The organism is Halobellus captivus, assembly GCF_003697845.1.
In the GTDB taxonomy this organism is placed as follows: domain Archaea; phylum Halobacteriota; class Halobacteria; order Halobacteriales; family Haloferacaceae; genus Halorubrum; species Halorubrum glutamatedens.
On sequence record NZ_RDQE01000007.1, the window covers coordinates 167,741 to 186,262 of the forward strand.

Here is an 18,522-nt window from a genome sequence, read left to right on the forward strand (position 1 = left end):
GCCGGTCGCCCGCCCGGTCGGCGATCGTCCGCTAGTCGTCGTCGCCCTCGGCGTCCTCGAGCACGCGCGCGGTCCGCTCCTGGGCGCGGTCGATGAACTCCTGGGGCAACTCGTCGATCTCTCCCGCTTGAACGCCCCAGAGATGCGCGTACAGGCCGCCGTTCTCCAGCAGCTCGTCGTGGGTGCCCCGCTCGACGACCTCGCCGTCCTCCAACACCAGGATGGTGTCGGCGTCCTTGATCGTCGAGAGCCGGTGGGCGATCGCGAACGTCGTCCGGTCAGCGGTGAGCCGGTCTATCGACCGCTGGATCAGCATCTCGGTCTCCGTGTCCACGTCCGAGGTGGCCTCGTCGAGGACGAGGACGTCCGGGTCCTTGAGCACCGCGCGGGCGATGGTGACCCGCTGACGCTGGCCGCCGGAGAGCTTCACGCCGCGTTCGCCGACCATCGTGTCGTAGCCGTCAGGGAGGTTCTCGATGAACGCGTGTGCCTCCGCGGCCCTCGCGGCCTCGCGGACCTCCTCGTCGGTCGCCTCGAAGGCCCCGTAGGTGATGTTCTCGCGGACGGTGCCGTAGAACAGGTACGAGGACTGGCCGACGTAGCCGATCGACCGGCGTAACGACCGCAGCGTGACCTCGCCGACGTCCTGGCCGTCGATCCGGATCGACCCCTCGTCGACGTCGTACATCCGGAGCAACAGCTTGAGGACGGTCGACTTCCCGGCCCCCGTCGGCCCGACGAGCGCGAGCGTCTCGCCGCCCTCGACGGCGAAGTCGACGTCCCGGACTATCGGCTCGTCGTCGTAGCCGAAGGTGACGCCGTCGTAGACCACCTCGCCCTCCTCGACGACGAGGTCCGGAGCGTCCGCGTCCTGCTCGAGCTTCGAGGGCTCGTCCATCAGTCCGAAGATCCGCTCGGAGGAGGCCCGGGCCCGCTGATACATGTTGATTATCTGTCCGAACTGCGCCATCGGCCAGATGAACCGCTGGGTGTAGAGGATGAACACGACGAACATCCCGACGGAGAGGTCGCCGGAGAACGGGCCGGGCGCGGCCCCCTGGAACACCCAGAGGCCGCCGACGACGAAGGTGAACACGAAGCCGATGCCCGCGAGCACCCGCAGCGCCGGGAAGAACTTGATCCGGGTCCGGATCGCGCCCCAGTTGGCGTCGAAGTACTCCATCGAGACGTCGTCGACGCGGTCGGACTCGTACGGCTCCGTGTTCGCGGACTTGATCACCTGGATGCCGCCGAGGTTGTTCTCCAGCCGGGAGTTCATCTTCCCGACCGAGGAGCGAACCGCGGCGTACTTCGGCTGGATCGTCCGGATGAAGACGTACGTGAACCCCGCGATGATCGGGACGGGCAGGAGCGCGACGAGGGCGAGTTGCCAGTTGATCCACACCAGGAGGCCACCGATCCCGACGACCATCACGGAGAGCCGAAACAGCGAGTTCATGCCGTCGTTCAGGAACCGCTCGAGCCGGTTCACGTCGTTCGAGAGGATCGACATCATCTCGCCGGTCTGCTTGTCCGAGAAGAACTCCATGTTCAGCCGCTGCATTCGGTCGTAGGTGTCGGTCCGGACGTCGTGTTGGATGTGTTGGGCGAACGCGTTGAACCCCCAGTTGCGGATCCAGTGGAACGCCGCGCCGAGCGCGAAGGCGCCGCCGATGACGGCGACCGTGAACCAGAACTGTTCGGTCCGCCCCGTCGGGAGCCACGCGTCCGGGAGGAGGACGAGCGGGATCTGCTCGCTGAAGGGCGCGTCCTCGTAGAAGACGGCGTCGATGGCGATCCCCAGCATGAGCGGCGGGAGGAGATCGAGCAGCCGCGCGAAGACGCTGGCGAGGATCCCGACGCTCACCTGCGGGAGGTACGGCCGGCCGTACTCGAGGAACAGCCGCTTCATCGGGTTCTCGACCTCGGCGCGCTGCTCCTCGAACGGATCGTCCTCGTCCCACTCGGCCCCACTCATCACTCACCCTATCGGGCCACGAGCCAAGTGCGTTTCCTTCGGATCGATCCGGGCCGATACGAACCGGAGAGAACGGCCGCTACTCGTCCCGATCCGGAAACGGGACCTCGAGCAGCTCGCCGTCGTCGGGGAGGAGGCACTCGCCGTCGAACGCCTCGCGGGCGTCGCGCAGGATCGGGGAGGCGTCGCCGGCGTACCGCGAGGAGACGTGAACGAGCGCGAGCCGCTTCGCGCCGGCCCGCTCGGCGATGTCGCCCGCCTCCCGGCCGGTCGAGTGGGCCGTGTCGCGGGCGCGGTCGGCCATGTCGTCGGCGAAGGTGGCGTCGTGGGCGAGGAGGTCGGCGTCCGCGGCGACCTCGACGGTGCGCTCGCGCGGCCGGGTGTCGGCGGTGTAGACGAGCTTCCGGCCGGGGCGCGGCGGGCCGACGACCTGATCGGACTCGACGACGGTGCCGTCCTCGAGTTCGACGGACTCTCCGGAGTGAAGGCGGCCGAACGCCGGGCCGACCGGGACGCCGAGCTCCTCGGCTCTCGGCCGGTCGAACCGGCCGGGGCGGTCCGCCTCCTCGAGGACGTATCCCTGTGAGACGGTTCGATGCGTCGTCTCGAAGGCCCGGACCTCGTAGCCGTCGGCGGAGAGCGCGACGTCGCCGGGGGCGACCGCCTCGATCCGGACCGGGAACCCCGGCTGGTGGCCCACCGCGTGGACGAGGTCGTGCAGGTCGTCGCCGGTACCGGGCGGGCAGTGGACGAGGAGCGGGTCGGTCCGGTCGTTGAACCCCAGCGTCTGGACGAGCCCGGGGATCCCGAGGACGTGGTCGCCGTGGAGGTGCGAGACGAACAGGTGGTCGATCCCGAAGCCGGTGCCGGCCCGCATCATCCCGCGTTGGGTTCCCTCGCCGCAGTCGAACAGCAGGCGGTCGCCCTCGCGGTTGACGAAGGTGGCGCTCGGCGCGCGCTCGGTGGTCGGGACGGCACCGCCCGTCCCGAGGAACGTGACGCGAAGGGACATACCCGCCCTGCGGTCGGCGGGGGTAAACTCCTTTCGAGCCGCGGTCGCGGGACGGATGACCGTCGATCGGCGGCGCGGGAGACGGCCCCGTCGCCACGGGCGGTCGACACCGACATGTGGCCGCCGCCCCGAGGCCGGGTATGTACGACTCGATCGCCGCGCTCGTTCGCCAGGAGGGGTGGCGCGCGGAGGGGACTGCCGCCCGCGTCCACTACGACGGCGGCGGCGACCGATTCGCCGTGGAGTTCTACGCCGACGTCGACCGCGTCCTCTACTGGACCGTTCCGGGCGGCGGGGACGAAGGGGAGGAGACCGCCGCCCCGGTCCCGCGCGAGTCGGTCCCGGACCCGCTCCGCCGGCGGATCCGGGAGGACCTCGACGCCGCCGGCGTCGACCCGGGCGTGGAACGACGGAGCGTCTGATCGGCGCGAGGTGGCGGTCACCGACCGATCCGCCCTCGCCGCGTCGTCCGGGAAACCTTGATACGTCGCGGCGTCGACCCGTCGCGTATGTCCGACGACTGTATCTTCTGTTCGATCGTCGCCGGCGAGATCCCGGCGCGGACGGTGTACGAGACCGACGAGGTGCTGGCGTTCCTCGACGCCAACCCGCTCGCGCGCGGTCACACCCTCGTGATCCCGAAGACGCACGCGGGACGCGTGGGCGACCTCGACGTCGACCGCACCAGAGCGCTCTTCGACGCGGTCGCCGAGCTCACCCCCCGCGTCCAGGAGGCGGTCGACGCCGACGCGGCGAACGTGGGGATCAACGACGGCGAGGCGGCCGGTCAGGAGGTGCCCCACGTCCACGCGCACGTCATCCCGCGGTTCGAGGGGGACGGCGGCGCGCCGATCCACGCGGTCGGCGGGGCCCGCCCCGACCTCTCGGACGACGAGCTCGACGATATCGCGGCGGCGATCGCCGACTGAGGGGCTACCGTCGCCGTCGACGTCGTTCGAAGGAATTATTCGCCGAACCGGCGAGGAGCCCCCATGCAAGCGACGACGCTCGCGCTGGTCGGAGCGGCCGGCGGCGCGGGGACGACGCGGACTGCCGTCGAGCTGGCCACGATCGGGGCACGCGGCGGTCGGGACGTGGCGGTGATCGACGCCGCGTACGCGACGCAGGGACTCTCCGAGTACGTTCACGGCCGTATCGGGACCGACCTCACGACGCTCCTGACCGACGAGGCCGGCGCGTCGCTGTCGGCGGCGACGTACCCGATCGCGGTCGGCGGTCGATCGGACGGTCGGGAGGCGGACGCCCAGTCCCTTCCGGGACGTGCCGACGTCGTCCCCGCCCGGGCTCCGTTCGAGCGGGTCGCCCGCGCGAAGACGTCCGAGGCGGCGCGCAAGCTCGAACGGCGGATCGACGAGGCGGCGACCGCCTACGACGCGGTGATCGTCGACGCGTCGCCGGTGGCGTCGAACGAGGCGGTCGCGGCGGTCACGGTGGCCGACGGCGTCGCCGCGGTCCACCCCGCGACCCCGCACGGTCGTGACGCCCTCCAGCGACTCCACGGCCGGATCGCGGACGTGAGTGCGAGCGTCGACGCCACCGTCGCGGTGTCTCGCGGGTTCGATACGGGGACCGACGACGCCGACGTGTCACGCGACGCCGACGTGGCTCTCCCGGAGACGGACCCGAGCGTGACGGCCGCACCCGTCGCGGCGACCGGCGACGGCGCATACCCGCGGGCGGTCGCCGACGCGTACGCGCGGCTCTTCGATACGACGCTCGAGGTCGACCTCTTGGAGGCGGGACTGATCGAACGAATGAGAGGATAGCCGGCGTCGCCGTTCCGATCAGCGGAGGGCGTCGGGCGACCCCAGCGCGTCGCCGAGGGGGTCGTCCGCGCCGAGACCGGACCCGAGCGGCGTCGACCCCGCGATCTTCGCCTCCACCACGTCGGCGATCGCCGGGAGCGGATCGTGCGTCTCGACGTAGGTCGCGAGCGCGAAGTCCGCGTCGTCGCCGCCGACCAGCGTCACCGCCTCGGTGCGGGCGATCCGGCCGTCGAGCCAGTCGCGGACGATCCCCCGACGAGTCGGCGCGAGCGGGCGGACGCCCGAGACGCCACAGCGGTGGAGCGCCTTGGCGGCGGTCATGGGGGCGACGCCGGCGTCCGCGGCGGCGTCGCCGACGCTCCGGCCGGCCGTGTACGCGTCGACCAGCGTCGCGGTCGCCTCCGGGGTACACGGCAACTCGTCGGCGTGTGCGCGCAGGCGCTCCGCCAGCGGCGTCTCCGTGTCGTCGGCGACGGCGACGCCCCGGTCGCACTGGTTGGCGGTCACCTCGAGCCCCTCCGCGATCTCCGACAGCGTCATGGCAAGCGATCTCGCGTTTGCATAAATAAAACCACCGTACTGCGTCGGCTTCGACGCCGACCACCGGCCGGTTATCGATCGGTACGGTCGCGCGGATCCGGCCGTTCACCCCCCGATCCACCGGGGTTTAAGTAAGGGATCGGGACCGAGGTTCAGGTGTGATGAGCAAGGCACCTTCGACCCGCGCCGATTCGACTCGCACCCGAAACTCCCGCGCCGATTCGACTCGCACTCGAAACTCCCGCGCCGACCGCACCGACCGTACCGACCGCACCGACGGATCGACCGCCGCCGGCCGTGCCGTCGAGGAGTGCCCCGAATGTGGCGGGCGGACCGAGGCCGACAGCGCCGAGCGCGCCTGCGTCGACTGCGGGCTCGTCATCGAGGCGGACCGGATCGACCACGGCCCCGAGTGGCGGTCGTTCGCGGACGACGACGCCGATCCGAAACGGACGGGAGCTCCCTTGACGCGGTCCCGGCACGACCGCGGGCTCTCGACGGAGATCGGCCGCTCGACCCGGCTCAAGGGTCGCAAACGCCGGCAGATGGCTCGGATGCGAACCCAGCACAACCGCGCGCGGATCTCCACGAAGCGCGACCGGAACAAGGTGTACGCCTACACCGAGATCCGGCGGCTCACCGGCGCGTTGGAGCTGCCGACGAGCCTCCGCGACACCGCCTGTGCGCTGTTCGACTCCGCCCAGTCCGAGAGCCTGCTTCGGGGGCGCTCGCTGGAGGGGTTCGCGGCCGCCTGCGTCTACGTCGCCTGCCGCACCGCCGACGTCGCCCGGACGGTCGGCGAGGTGTGTTCGGAGGCGAAGGCGACCGAGGCGGAACACCGCGCGGCCTTCGACGCGATGAACCGCGAGCTCGGGCTTCCGATCGGTCCGGCCGCCCCAGCCGAGTACCTCCCGCGGTTCGCGAGCGACCTCGACGTCTCCTCGACCGTCGAGGCACGCGCCCGCGAACTCGCCGACCGCGCCGTCGAGGAGGGGATCGCGAACGGCCGTAATCCGGTCGGCGTCGCGGCCGCCTGCCTGTACACCGCGGCGCGCCAGTGCGACGTCGACTGTACCCAGCAGGACGCCGCCGACGTCGCGGGCGTCACCCCGGTGACGATCCGCCGGACGTACGTCGAACTTCGCGAGGAGTCGTAATCGGCTCCACCGAGACCGCGGGTTCCGTCCCCGCCACGCTCTCGGGCGACCGGTTCACGTCGCCGTCCCGTCGTCTCGTCGTCCCATCCTCTCGTCGTCTCCCCATCCCGCTACCGAGAATGCTACCGGCTCGATATCGCGAAAAAACGACGGATGAGCCGTCGTCCGTGACGCCCGCCGGACGGCCGCGACCGCGTCAGCGGGGACCGCGACGGGGGGCGGCCGAGCGCCGAACGGGGGCAGCGGTCGGCGTCGGCCGGAGGGGAACGGAGGGCAGGGAGGGCGTCGCACCCGCCCGACGGGGCGTCACGCGTTCGGATCGAGGTCCGAGGGATGATTCTACGTTAGCCATGGATAGTCCGGATAACCCGTACAATACGCACGAACCGGCCGGCTCGACCGGGGCGTCTCGACGTCCCGATGCTCTCCGGACGGCCCGTGGGCGACCTCAGCTCGTCCCGAGCTTGTGTTTGAACGCGAAGAACACGCGTCGGCCGGTCCCGGTGAGGTGGACCGTGTCCGAGCGTCCGACGTCCTCCAACTCGACGTAGCCGCGGTCCCGGAGCGGCGAGAGCACGTGCGTCTCGAGCGCGCGGTACTTCGCGGTCCGGCTCTCCCCGGCCTCGCGCAGGAACGAGAGGTCGTTCTCGCGAGCCCACTCGATCAGGTTCCACTTGTCGGTCGTCAGGTTCCGATCGGTCCGCTCCCGGAGCCGGCCGAGCACCGCGACCTGGTCCGTGCTCGGCGCGTCCATCGGGTACAGCGGGAGGTCGACCGTCGCCGCGACGCCGGCGGTGAGCGGCGTCTCGTCCACGTCGTGGCGGTGGACCTCCGGCTCGACGCTGTAGGGCCGCGCGCCGACGACCATACACGCGATGGCGACGCCGACCGCGGCGACCCGCGGGCCGGTCGAGACGTTGGCGAACAGCCGGTCGCCGTCGGGTTCGCCGGCGTCGTGACGCGCGGCGACGGTGGTCGTCACGCCGAGCACGTCGTACACGTCCGCGAGCTCGACGGGCAGCGCGCGGACCTCGGCGAACTCGGCCGCCGCCGCCCACGCGTCGCGCTGGTAGTCGGTCAGTCGATCGACGTCGACACGGCAGCCGTCGGGGCCGGCGGCGGCCGCCTCGAAGTCGACCGTACCGCGGTCGGCCTCGCGGTCGGGGGCGTCCGCGAGCAGGTACGCCACGTCCGCGCCGTGGCTGCGGAGGGGGTCGACGATCCGGTCGTGCTCGTGGCCGAGCGGCACGACGTGGACGCGCCGTTCGGCGACGCGGGGGACCGTTGTGTCCATGTCACCGTCTCCCCGCGGAGACGGCTTAAATCGTCCCGAAGCGTGGCGGGCCGGCGTCGATCGAAGCGCCCGAAGCGCCCGTGGCGGCGACGACCGCTCCGGGGTCGGCGCGCGTCGGGAGCGTCCGGACCCCTCCGGAGCCCTCGGGACCGATCACGTGCCGTGGGGACGGGTACCACGAAAACCGTTAAGCCCGGCTGTCGCCTACGGATCGACATGAGCGCTGACCGGTCCGCGTTACGGCGGGCCATCGAGCGCGGCGAACGGGACGGCGGGGCGATCGAGTTCAAGGAGCGACTCACCCGCGAGGTACACCTGGCCGACGGCCGAATGGAGTCGCTCGTGGCGCAGCTCCGCCACCGAGTGCTCTCGGGCGACGGCGAGGCGACGTACGTCCTCGGCGTCACCGACGACGGCGGACTCGCGGGGATCGCCCCCGACGCCTTCTCGGAGACGATGGACGTCCTCTCGCTGCTCGCCGAGGAGGCGGACGCCCACATCGCCGACGTGGAGACGTGGAGCGCGGGGGCCGACGGCGCGGGCGACACCGCGGGGCTCGTCGGGCTCGCGACCGTCCGGGAGGGAGGGATGTTCGAGGCCGATGACGACCACCTCGTGGTCGGGACCGCCGGCCACGTCGACCACGGGAAGTCGACGCTCGTCGGGACGCTCGTCACGGGCCGGGCCGACGACGGACAGGGCGGCACCCGCGGGTTCCTCGACGTCCAGCCCCACGAGGTCGAACGCGGGCTCTCGGCCGACCTCTCGTACGCGGTGTACGGCTTCGCCGACGACGCCGCGGAGCCGGTCCGGATGGACAACCCGCACCGGAAGTCCGACCGCGCGCGGATCGTCGAGGAGGCGGACCGGCTGGTCTCGTTCGTCGACACCGTGGGCCACGAGCCGTGGCTCCACACCACGATCCGCGGGCTGGTCGGCCAGAAGCTGGACTACGGCCTGCTCGTCGTCGCCGCCGACGACGGGCCGACGGCGACGACCCGCGAGCACCTCGGGATCCTGCTCGCCACCGAGCTCCCCACCATCGTCGCGATCACCAAGGCCGACGCCGTGAGCGACGAGCGGCTCGCCGCGGTCGAACGCGAGGTGGAGTCGACCCTTCGCGACGCGGGCCAGACGCCGCTTTTGGTCGACCGTCACGGCGTCGACGTCGCGGTCTCGGAGGTCGGCGACGGGGTCGTTCCCCTGCTCCGAACCAGCGCGGTGAGCGGGGAGGGGATCGACGCCCTCGACCGGCTGTTCGAGGCGCTCCCCAAGCGGGCGACCCCGGAGCGCGGCACGTTCCGGATGTACGTCGACCGCAGCTACAAGGTGACTGGCGTGGGCGCGGTCGCCTCCGGCACGGTCAACTCCGGAACCGTCGAGGCGGGCGACGAGCTCCTCCTGGGTCCGATGGCCGACGGCTCCTTCCGCGAGGTCGAGGCGCGCTCGATCGAGATGCACTACCACCGGGTCGACAAGGCGAAAGCCGGGCGGATCGTCGGGATCGCCCTGAAGGGCGTCGACGAGGCGGAGATCGAACGCGGGATGGCGCTCGTCCCCCGCGACGCCGACCCCGAGCCGGTCCGGGAGTTCGAGGCGGAGGTGATGGTGCTCAACCACCCGACGCGGATCCGCGAGGGGTACGAGCCGGTCGTTCACGTCGAGACCGTCTCGGAGGCGGCCGCGTTCGCCCCGGCCGAGGGACGACTGCTCCCGGGTGACACCGGGATGACCCGCGTCCGGTTCAAGTTCCGCCCGTACCTGATCGAGGAGGGACAGCGCTTCGTCTTCCGGGAGGGCTCGAGCAAGGGCGTGGGAACGGTTCGCGACGTGGACCCGGACGGGGCCGACGGGTCCGAGGCGTTCGACGACGATACGTAGCGAACTGCCTCTCGAAAGAACGCCGGAGGAGGGGACGCCCCGTCCCCGCGCCCCACGATCAGACGTACTCGAGGATGTCGCGCAAGTTGATCGCGACGGCCAGCGCCGAGGCGACGACCACGACGATCAGCGTCGCCATCGGATCCATCGCCTCGGTCCCCTGCGAGTACACGACCATGCCGTACATCTCCTTGGTGAGCGCGTCCATCGTCCCGCCGACGAAGAAGACGCGGATGAAGTCCTCGAACGAGCGGAGCCAGGCGAACACGAAGCCCGCGGCGATCGCGGGCGAGATGATCGGGAGCGTGACGTCCTTGAGAACGCCGCTCCGGTCCGCGCCGAGATCACGGGCGCCCTCCTCGAGCTTGCGGTCGAAGACGGCGAGTCTGGCGGTCACCGGCAGGACGATGAACGGCAATCCGTACACGGAGTGAGCGAGCACGGTTCCGAAGAAGCCGGGCGAGAAGCCGATGACCCGGAACAGGATCAGAAGCGAGATTCCCATGATGATCCCCGGCATCAGAAGCGGGAGGATGACGAGCCCCCGCAGCACCGATCTGCCACGGAAGGTGCGGCGGGCGATGGCGAACCCCAACGGGACGCCGATGAGCGTCGCGACCGCGGCGGACGTCGTCGCCACGATCGCGCTCTGGCGGGCCGCTCCCAGAAGCGACGCGTTGGTGAACAGGCTGACGTAGTTCGCGAGCGTGACCCCCTCGAACGGGAACAGCACCGAGCTCTCCATGAACGAGAGGACGACGATCAACGAGAGCGGGAGCCAGAGGAACACGATGATCCCGATCGTCAGCGCCCACATGCCGTAGGAAGCGATCGCGCTCACGACCCGGTCGACGGGGACGGTCCCCGCCAGCCCGGGTTCGCCCACGAGACGTGACAACCGGCCGTGACCTTCACTGTCCGCCATGGTTCACCCCATCGCCTCCAGGCTGGTGGTACGCATCACGATCGCGAACGCGATCAGGGTCGGGATGATGAGGAACAGCGATCCCGCCGCGCCGTAGTTGATGGCGTACAGCTCGTTTATTCTGGCCGTGAGCACCTCCGCGATCATGGTGAATTTCCCGCGCGCGAGGAACTGCGGCGTGATGAACGTCCCGAGCGCCGGGACGAACACGAAGACGCAGCCGGTGATGAGCCCCTGTGCCGACAGCGGAACCACGACGTCCTTCGCGATCTCGAGCCGGGTCGCTCCGAGGTCCCGTGACGCCTCGATGACGCCGTAGTCGATCCCCTCGAGACTCGAGTACAACGTCAATAACATGTACGGGAAGAAGGCGTGAGTGAGCGAGATGATCACCGGCGCGAGCCCGTACTCGAAGAGCCCGACCGGCTCGGAGACGATACCCAGGGACAACAGAAACGAGTTGATCAACCCCGACTGACCGAAGAACGCGAGCCACGAGTAGATGCGCACGATGAAGATGGTGAAAAAAGGGACCAGAACCGCGAACAGAACGATCTTGAACCGCCGTCCCGAGAGGAGTGTGAGTAGGTACGCGACGGGATACGCGAGGACGACGGTCGCGACGGTGGTGGCCGCCGCGATGCCGAGAGAGAGCAGGAACGAATCGATGAACGGTGTGGTGAAGGGTCCGCTCTCCCCGACGAACAGCTCGGTGTAGTTCGACACCGAGAAGGACCACACGATGTCGTAGGAGCTGTTGATCTCCGCGAAGCTCACCATCACCAGGAACGCCGTGGGTGCGAGTATCAGGGCGAGCAGCCAGCTCACTCCCGGTCCCGCCATGAGCGCGAGCTTCGCCCGCTCGCCCCGCCGTTCGAACGCGTCGCCGAGTTTCTGAACGGTGCTCATCTCGTGGTCACGCGTTCTTGACCCGCTCGAACATCTCTATCCACATGTCGTCCCGTTCGGCGGGCTTGAACGGGATCATCCCCTCGAGCACTCCGGGCTCGATCTGGAGGGACTCCGCCTCGATGTTGTCCATCGCGGCCTGTGAGGTGTTCATGATGTTCCGGTTCTCGGAGAGGGCCGCCCCTGTCTCGGGATCGATATACTCGTTCAACACCTGGAAGGCGGCCTCCTTGTTCGAGGAGCCGGCCGTGACGACGGCCCCCTCGAACCAGGTCAGTTCCTCCTCGGCCGGCTGAGAGAACTCGACGTCGTCGACTTCGTTCATGATGCCCACGTGCGTGCTGCGGTTCGCGTACGACACGGCCACGTTCCCGTTCTGGTAGTCCTGCGTGAGCGTCTCCTCGTCGTGGACGAATCCGAGGAGGTTCGGCTTGAACTCCGTCAGCGTCTCCTCGATCGTCGTGAGCTGTTCGTCGCTGAACGACACCGTATCGCCCTCGAACGCCTCGGTGTAGCCGAGCGCGAGTCCCGTCGCCATGATCGCCTTGTAGTAGCCGTCGTACAGCGTGATACTGCCGGAGAGGTCCACCCCCTCGTACTCCTCACTGAAGAGCACCTCGTAGGAGTGTTCGTGATCCTCCGGGAGCACCGAGCTGTCGTATCCGTAGGCGTACCACCCGAACTGGACGGGGAGGCCGTAGATCTCGTCTCCATCGCCGAACTGTCCTTCGGCCGCGGACTGGAACGTACCGTAAAGCGAGTCGAAGTTCGTCATCACGTCCATGTCCATCGGGGCCGCCAGCTCGGCGTCGATGAACCGCGGGACGTACTCGTTGTTCGGAATGACGATGTCGTACTCCTCGCCGCCGCCCGCGTTCACGGTGGAAAACATGTTCGCGGAGCCGTCGGCCACCGAGACGTCCAGTTCGACGTCGTCGAGTGACTCCTCGACCTGATCGTTGACGGCGTCGTAGCCCGTCCACGTCAGGATCGAGACCGTCGTTCCGCCGCCGCCGCCCATACAACCGGAGAGACCTGCCATCCCGGCAACGCCCGTCGCGCCTGCCGCCTTGATGAACTGCCGTCTGTCTACCATGTGCGTCAGACGACTTCCGTTTGTCTGTAATAAGTTTACTCCAGTGAATACTGAAAAACACAACAACCGTCCTTATACTCTTAGAATTGGATAGATACCGGTGTAATATCGAGACGAACGTCTAATTATTGATATCGGTGGAGTTGCCGGTTCTTCCGACCGTTCGCTCACGTTCGCCGGGTCGTGCTTGTCCGTACCGTGAGGTCATTCGGCCGATCACTGACGAAAACGGATTAAGGTGTATATACAATTGGATATATAGTTACTTCTTAGAAGAAAAGCTAAATATACGTCCCTGGCCCAGCCGAAGGTATGACGGAATCATCGACGGCAGTCCAGCTCGACGACGTCCGCAAGGAGTTCGGGGACACCATCGCCGTGGACGGGATCGATATCGACCTCCGGCGCGGCGAGTTCTTCTCGCTTCTCGGCCCGTCCGGCTGTGGGAAGACGACCACGCTCCGGATGATAAGCGGGTTCGAGACGCCGACCGACGGCTCGATCCGTATCGAGGGCGAGGACGTGGTTCATCGGCCACCGAACAAGCGGAACACGAACCTGGTGTTCCAGGGTCTCTCGCTTTTCCCGCACATGACCGTCGCGGAGAACATCGGATACGGGCTGAAAAAGGAGGGCGTCGAGGCCGGCGAGCGCGAGCAGCTCGTCGAGAAGTATCTCGACATCGTCGACCTCTCCGGCTACAAGAACCGCAAGCCACAGGACCTCTCCGGCGGCCAACAACAGCGTGTCGCGATCGCGCGTGCGCTGGTCAACGAACCCGATATCCTCCTTCTGGACGAGCCGCTCTCGAGTCTCGACCGGAAGCTGCGCCAGGAGATGCAGGTCGAACTCCAGGAGATCCACGACCGCGTCGAGAGCACGTTCTTCTACGTGACACACGACCAGGACGTGGCGATGAGCATGTCGGACCGGCTCGCCGTGATGAACGACGGACACATCGAACAGATCGGCACACCCAAGCAGATCTACCGTGAGCCGGCCACCGCGTTCGTCGCCGACTTCATCGGCGACACGAACCTGCTCGACGGCGTCGTCGAGAACACGACCCACCCGCCGCGGCTCGAACTCGATGCCGGCACCGAGGTGACCGTCGAGCTGGGCGAGTCCCCGGCGAAGGGTGAGGTGATCGCCTCCATCCGGCCGGAGGAGCTCGAAGTCACCGACCCCGGGATGGGTGCCATCGACGGGACCGTCGTCGACAGCTTCTTCCACGGGGAGCGAACCAACCTGGTCGTCGAACCGGACGACGACTCGCTTCCTGAACTCGACGTCTCGATCCAGGGACGGTCCGACCTGCCCGACAGCGAGAAGATCTCGATCGATCTCAATCCCGACGCGGTGAGCGTCTATGCGAAGTGAGCGCTCCCCGCGGGACCCGTCTCGTGAAGACCCGTGTCGAAATGACACGAGAACGTATCCGCGACCGACCGATCGCGTCGAGCACACATGAGCAGGCACGTGAACGCGGCCGACAGCGACGACGGTGGGACCGACGCCGCCGGGGTCGACGTCCTGGTCCACCACAGCGTCTCCGGCGTCTTCGGCGTCGATTTCACCCGACGACTGTGTTCCCGCGTCGACGCGGTGCTCCCGGCGGGTGACGGGATCGAGGCGGCAACGACTGCCGCGGAGTCCCGGGCCGCGATCGGCGACGCGGACGTCGTCCTCACGGTCCGGCCGGTCGGCGAGGAGCTCCCCGACGGGGCTGCCCCCGAATGGATCCAGACGCTCAACTCCGGCGTCGACTCCTACGATCTCGACGGTCTCGACGCGCGGGGGACGGCCGTGACGAACGCCGCCGGCGTCGCGGCGAACCCGATCGCCGAACAGGTCCTCGGCTACCTGCTCGCCTTCGAGCGACGGATCCACAGGGGAATCCGTCAGCAGGAGCGGGACGGGATCTGGCGCGACTACTCCGCCGGCGAGCTTCGCGGGAAGACCCTCGGGATCGTCGGCGTCGGCGCGATCGGGACGCGCGTCGCGGAGCTCGCCACGGGGTTCGACCTGGAAGTGATCGGCACGAAGCGCACGCCGGAGACCGCTCCCGACGCCGTCGACGAGGCGCACCCGCCATCGTGGCTCCCGGAGCTTCTCGCCCGGTCGGACTACGTCGTCCTCTCGTGCCCGCTCGTCGAGGAGACGCGCGGCCTGATCGGTAGCGAGGAGCTGATGGCGATGGGGTCGGACGCGGTCCTCGTGAACGTGGCCCGCGGTGAAGTCGTCGACGAGCCGGCGCTCGAAACCGCCCTCCAGCAGGGGCGGATCCGGGGGGCCGCCCTCGACGTCTTCGAGGAGGAGCCGCTTCCGGCGGACTCGCCGCTCTGGGACCTCCCGAACGCCATCATCACGCCCCACATGGCGGGGTCGACGCCGAAGTACGCGGACCGGATCGGCGATCTGTTCGGCGAGAACTACCAGCGGTACGCGGACGGGGAGCTCGATCGGCTCCGGAACCGGGTCGTCTGAATCACCCTATCCTACTTCCCTCGGCGCTCCGCACCTCGGTCCTCGAGGACGGAGGTTTCACCTCGTGTTCCGTTGAATCGACGTCATCCCGATCATCCACGTCGCCGTCGTCGACCGGGTCGTCCGGGGCGCGTCCACCTCCGTCGGGGCGGTCGTCCGGAAATCGCTTCCCGTTCAGTCGTCGGCTTCGACCGTCGGGGTCGCCGCACGCACTGCACTCGCCAACGCCTCGATCCCCTCGTCGATCTCCGGGGGCGAGACGTGGCTGAACGAGATCCGTGCGCGGCGCGTTCCCCGATCGTCGGCGTAGAAGAACGAGCCCGGGAGGTACGTGACGCCCGCGTCGATGGCGTCCGGGAGCAGTTCCTCGGCGTCGATCCCCTCGGGAAATTCGACCCAGACGAAGAACCCGCCGTCGGGCTCGCTCCAGGTCGTTCCCGGTGGCATTCGCGTCTCGAGGCTCTCGAGCATTCGGTCGCGGCGTTCCTCGTACCCTACACACAGCTTGTCGACGGCGCGCTCGAGCCGGCCGTCCGCAGCGTAGCTGGTGATGAGCCCGCGGGTGAAACTGGGTTCGCCGCCGGCGTTGACCCGGTCGAACTGTTCGATGGTCGACTCCTCGGCGACGATCCATCCGGTCCGGATCCCGGGCGCGATCGTCTTCGAGAACGTGTTGACCCGGACCGCCCGCCCGCTCCCGTCGAGCGCCTTGATCGGCGGCGGCTCCGCACCGTCGTAGCGGAGCTGACCGTACGGGTCGTCCTCGAGGATCACGAAGTCGTACGTCTCGGCCAACTCGAGCAGTCGCTCGCGACGCTCGGCGGACAGCGTCACGCCCGTCGGGTTGTGGAAGTTGGGGATCGTGTACAGGAGCGTCGGCAGCGGCTCCCCGGCGGCATCACGCTCCGCGAGCGCGTCGGCGACCGCGTCGACGTCGAGGCCGTCCCCGTCAACGTCGAACCCCTCGATGTCGACGTCGTAGTTGCGGAACAGCCGCAGCGCGCCCATGAACGTGGGTGCCTCGACGAACACCGTGTCACCGGGGTCGAGAAACGTCTGGCACACGGTGTCGATCGCGTTCGTCGCCCCGTTCGTGACGTGTATCTCCGCCGTCGTACAGTCGATGCCGCGGTCGCGCGCCCGGTCGACGATGACCGTCGAAAGCGCGTCGGCGTGCTCGCCGCCGCCGTACTGGAGCGCGCAGTCCCCTTCGGCCTCGAAGAGGGACTCGGCCGCCGAGAGCAGTTCGCCGTTCGGGAACGAGTCGGGGTAGGGGAAGCCGAAGCTCAGCGGGACGGCGTCCGCGTCCCGGATCGACCGCCATGCCCCGTAGACGGATCCGTCCATCGTCTCCCGGACGGTCTCGCTGTAGAGATGCTCGAGCCCGTCCGATCGGTCAGTGTCGTCCATATCGGTTCGTCAGAACGCAATTAGAACACGAGTATAAACCTTTTCACCGAACTATATGAATGTATATATGTGTATTCACAATATAGTGTCCAGAACGTTTTTCATCTGGTCCAATATTGATCAGAATCCAAGAACTGATTTCGTCTCATCAGTGATGCCGCCGAACGGGACGCGATCGGGAACCGGGACGCGGACCGAGGGAACTCGGGATGGAACCATGGCGTTCGGTCGTATTCGGGGCTGACCGTCCACAAAACGATCATCAAGATTTATGTTTTCCCTACCACGAGTTCGGTAGTATGTCCCGCGACGACATCACGAAAGGGAACCTAACCCGAAGACGGGTTCTCGCCAGCGGAACTGCCCTCTCAACGTCGGTCCTCCTCGCCGGCTGTGCCGGCGGCGGCGGCGGTGGCGGCGACGGCGGTAGCGACCTGCCCCAGCAGGAGCTGTACTTCGCGCAGGTGAAGGGTCCCCTCGACATGGACCCGGTCGTCATGAACGACGTGCCCTCCGCCCAGATCGCCGGTCAGATCTTCGACGGGATCTACGAGTACGACGAGGGCGTCGGCATCCAGCCGAAGATCGCCGCCGAGATGCCGACGATCGAGCGCGACGGCACGCGGTTCATCGTCCCGATCCGCGAGGACGCCGAGTTCCAGAACGGCGACCCCGTCACCGCGGAGGACGTCGTCCACACGATGACGGCTCCCGTCGAGGAGCAGACGGAGAACGCCCCCGAGGTCAACATGATCGACTCCGCGGAGGCGATCGACGAACACACCGCGCAGTTCGACCTCTCGTACCCGTACGGCGCGTTCACCATCGCCATGGTCCGAAGCGTCGTCAACGCCTCCGTGCGACAGGAGGACACCGAGGCGTACAACCAGGACCCCGTCGGCTCCGGGCCCTACCAGCTCGTCGAGTGGGAACCGGAGAACTACGCGACCGTCGAGCGATGGAACGACTACTGGGACGACGACCTCCCGGACATCTCGCGGATCGAGTTCGACCCCATCGAGGAGCAGACGACGCGGGTCACCGAACTGGAGACCGGTAACGTCGACGTCATCGAGACGATCCCGCCGCAGCTGTACGAGACGGTCGAGAACAACGAGAACGCCAGCGTCACCGAGGAGCCGGGCGTCGGCTACTTCTATCTCGCGTTCAACTGTGCCGAGGGTCCGACGAGCGATCCCCTCGTCAGGGAGGCGGTCGACTACTGTTTCTCGATGGACCAGGCGATCGAGAACTTCGTCGAGCCCTCCGGCGTTCGGCAGTACAGCCCGTACCCGTCTTCGATCTCCGAGGAGTGGGACTTCCCGGTCGACGAGTGGGAGAGCGTTCCGCACGGTCAGGACGTCGAGGAGGCGCAGGCGCTGTTCGAGGAGGCGGGCGTCCCGATGGACTACGACTGGCGGATCATCGTTCCGCCGGACGACATGCGCGAGCAGATCGGCGTCTCGATAGGCGACGGCCTCCAGAACGCCGGCTTCGAGAACGTCGAGGTCCAGCGGCTCGACTGGGGGACGTTCACCGACACCTACCAGAGCGACGACGGGCCGAACAGCGAGGACGACTACAACATGTACACGCTCGGTTGGTCCGGTGCCCCGGACCCGGACGCGTTCGCGTACAACCTCCTGAGCCAGGAGGCCGACGGCGTGACCAACGGCACGTTCCACGGGTACGACGAGGCCTCCGAGATGCTCTCGCAGGCCCGCGAGTCCGCCGACCGCGAGGAGCGCCGGCAGCTCTACATCGACGCGACCACGACGCTGCTCGAGGGGCGGGTCCACCTGCCCGCGTACAACCTGAACAACTCCTACGGCGTCCGGAGCGCCGTCGAAGGGTTCAGCTCGCATCCGATCTCGACGGAGATCCAGGTCGACGGCGTCTCGGTCTCGCGGTAACTCCATCGACGAAACGCGACGGATCGATCGGCGAAACGGCGGAACGCCCCACGCGCGTCCCATCGGAAAACGAACGCGCTCGGCGGGACGGACGCGCTCGCCCGCGGGACGAACGGGGAAGACGCGACGCGAA

16 protein-coding genes are annotated in these 18,522 nt (G+C 68.3%); 8 read left to right on the forward strand and 8 right to left on the reverse strand.

Annotated elements, in window-relative coordinates; all coding sequences use genetic code 11:
* Window positions 1-31: 31 nt before the first annotated feature.
* Window positions 32-1,978: an ABC transporter ATP-binding protein gene (locus tag EAO78_RS09980; protein WP_122105692.1), complete on the reverse strand. Its 1,947-nt coding sequence runs from the start codon at window positions 1,976-1,978 to the stop codon at window positions 32-34.
* Window positions 1,979-2,057: 79 nt separating this feature from the next.
* Window positions 2,058-2,990: a ribonuclease Z gene (gene rnz / locus EAO78_RS09985; RefSeq protein ID WP_122105693.1), complete on the reverse strand. Its 933-nt coding sequence runs from the start codon at window positions 2,988-2,990 to the stop codon at window positions 2,058-2,060.
* A 140-nt stretch (window positions 2,991-3,130) separates the two neighbouring features.
* On the opposite strand from rnz, the gene EAO78_RS09990 reads away from it, so the two are divergent.
* The 3 genes from EAO78_RS09990 to EAO78_RS10000 all read left to right on the forward strand — a co-directional run bounded on the left by EAO78_RS09990 (window position 3,131) and on the right by EAO78_RS10000 (window position 4,777).
* Window positions 3,131-3,412, forward strand: coding sequence for a DUF7538 family protein (locus EAO78_RS09990; protein ID WP_122105694.1), 282 nt, complete (start codon window positions 3,131-3,133; stop codon window positions 3,410-3,412).
* Window positions 3,413-3,499: 87 nt separating this feature from the next.
* A complete protein-coding gene (locus EAO78_RS09995) occupies window positions 3,500-3,919 on the forward strand; it encodes an HIT family protein (RefSeq protein ID WP_122105695.1) in 420 nt (139 codons plus the stop codon).
* Between the two features lie 63 nt (window positions 3,920-3,982).
* Window positions 3,983-4,777, forward strand: a complete 795-nt coding sequence (locus EAO78_RS10000) for an AAA family ATPase (RefSeq protein ID WP_122105696.1) — start codon at window positions 3,983-3,985, stop codon at window positions 4,775-4,777.
* Between the two features lie 18 nt (window positions 4,778-4,795).
* Here the strand turns inward: EAO78_RS10000 and EAO78_RS10005 are convergent, their stop codons facing one another.
* Window positions 4,796-5,317, reverse strand: a complete 522-nt coding sequence (locus tag EAO78_RS10005; RefSeq protein WP_122105697.1) for a DUF7858 family protein — start codon at window positions 5,315-5,317, stop codon at window positions 4,796-4,798.
* 161 nt (window positions 5,318-5,478) lie between these two features.
* Here EAO78_RS10005 and EAO78_RS10010 point away from each other — a divergent pair, with 161 nt between their 5' ends.
* Window positions 5,479-6,474, forward strand: a complete 996-nt coding sequence (locus tag EAO78_RS10010) for a transcription initiation factor IIB (RefSeq protein WP_122105698.1) — start codon at window positions 5,479-5,481, stop codon at window positions 6,472-6,474.
* Window positions 6,475-6,922: 448 nt separating this feature from the next.
* On the opposite strand, the gene EAO78_RS10015 is transcribed toward EAO78_RS10010, so the two are convergent.
* The gene (locus tag EAO78_RS10015; RefSeq protein ID WP_122105699.1) at window positions 6,923-7,768 is read right to left on the reverse strand and encodes an HFX_2341 family transcriptional regulator domain-containing protein; all 846 of its coding nucleotides are present in this window, start codon (window positions 7,766-7,768) and stop codon (window positions 6,923-6,925) included.
* Between the two features lie 216 nt (window positions 7,769-7,984).
* On the opposite strand from EAO78_RS10015, the gene EAO78_RS10020 reads away from it, so the two are divergent.
* A complete protein-coding gene (locus EAO78_RS10020; RefSeq protein WP_122105700.1) occupies window positions 7,985-9,649 on the forward strand; it encodes a GTPBP1 family GTP-binding protein in 1,665 nt (554 codons plus the stop codon).
* Between the two features lie 58 nt (window positions 9,650-9,707).
* Here EAO78_RS10020 and EAO78_RS10025 read toward each other — a convergent pair whose 3' ends face one another.
* The 3 genes from EAO78_RS10025 to EAO78_RS10035 are packed head-to-tail and all read right to left on the reverse strand — an operon-like array spanning window position 9,708 to window position 12,579.
* Window positions 9,708-10,574 carry an ABC transporter permease gene (locus EAO78_RS10025; RefSeq protein ID WP_122105701.1) on the reverse strand — a complete coding sequence of 289 codons (867 nt, stop codon included), beginning with the start codon at window positions 10,572-10,574 and terminating at the stop codon, window positions 9,708-9,710.
* A gap of 3 nt (window positions 10,575-10,577) precedes the next feature.
* Window positions 10,578-11,483 carry an ABC transporter permease gene (locus EAO78_RS10030; RefSeq protein ID WP_122105702.1) on the reverse strand — a complete coding sequence of 302 codons (906 nt, stop codon included), beginning with the start codon at window positions 11,481-11,483 and terminating at the stop codon, window positions 10,578-10,580.
* A gap of 7 nt (window positions 11,484-11,490) precedes the next feature.
* Window positions 11,491-12,579 (reverse strand): ABC transporter substrate-binding protein, encoded by a 1,089-nt coding sequence (locus EAO78_RS10035; protein WP_122105703.1) that lies wholly within the window; start codon window positions 12,577-12,579, stop codon window positions 11,491-11,493.
* Between the two features lie 312 nt (window positions 12,580-12,891).
* Here EAO78_RS10035 and EAO78_RS10040 point away from each other — a divergent pair, with 312 nt between their 5' ends.
* Window positions 12,892-13,959, forward strand: a complete 1,068-nt coding sequence (locus EAO78_RS10040) for an ABC transporter ATP-binding protein (protein ID WP_122105704.1) — start codon at window positions 12,892-12,894, stop codon at window positions 13,957-13,959.
* 87 nt (window positions 13,960-14,046) lie between these two features.
* Window positions 14,047-15,066 (forward strand): D-2-hydroxyacid dehydrogenase, encoded by a 1,020-nt coding sequence (locus tag EAO78_RS10045; protein ID WP_122105705.1) that lies wholly within the window; start codon window positions 14,047-14,049, stop codon window positions 15,064-15,066.
* A 174-nt stretch (window positions 15,067-15,240) separates the two neighbouring features.
* Here the strand turns inward: EAO78_RS10045 and EAO78_RS10050 are convergent, their stop codons facing one another.
* On the reverse strand, window positions 15,241-16,476 hold the full coding sequence (locus EAO78_RS10050; protein ID WP_122105706.1) for an aminotransferase-like domain-containing protein: 1,236 nt from the start codon (window positions 16,474-16,476) through the stop codon (window positions 15,241-15,243).
* Between the two features lie 299 nt (window positions 16,477-16,775).
* Here EAO78_RS10050 and EAO78_RS10055 point away from each other — a divergent pair, with 299 nt between their 5' ends.
* Window positions 16,776-18,389 (forward strand): ABC transporter substrate-binding protein, encoded by a 1,614-nt coding sequence (locus EAO78_RS10055; RefSeq protein ID WP_122105707.1) that lies wholly within the window; start codon window positions 16,776-16,778, stop codon window positions 18,387-18,389.
* Window positions 18,390-18,522: the final 133 nt, after the last annotated feature.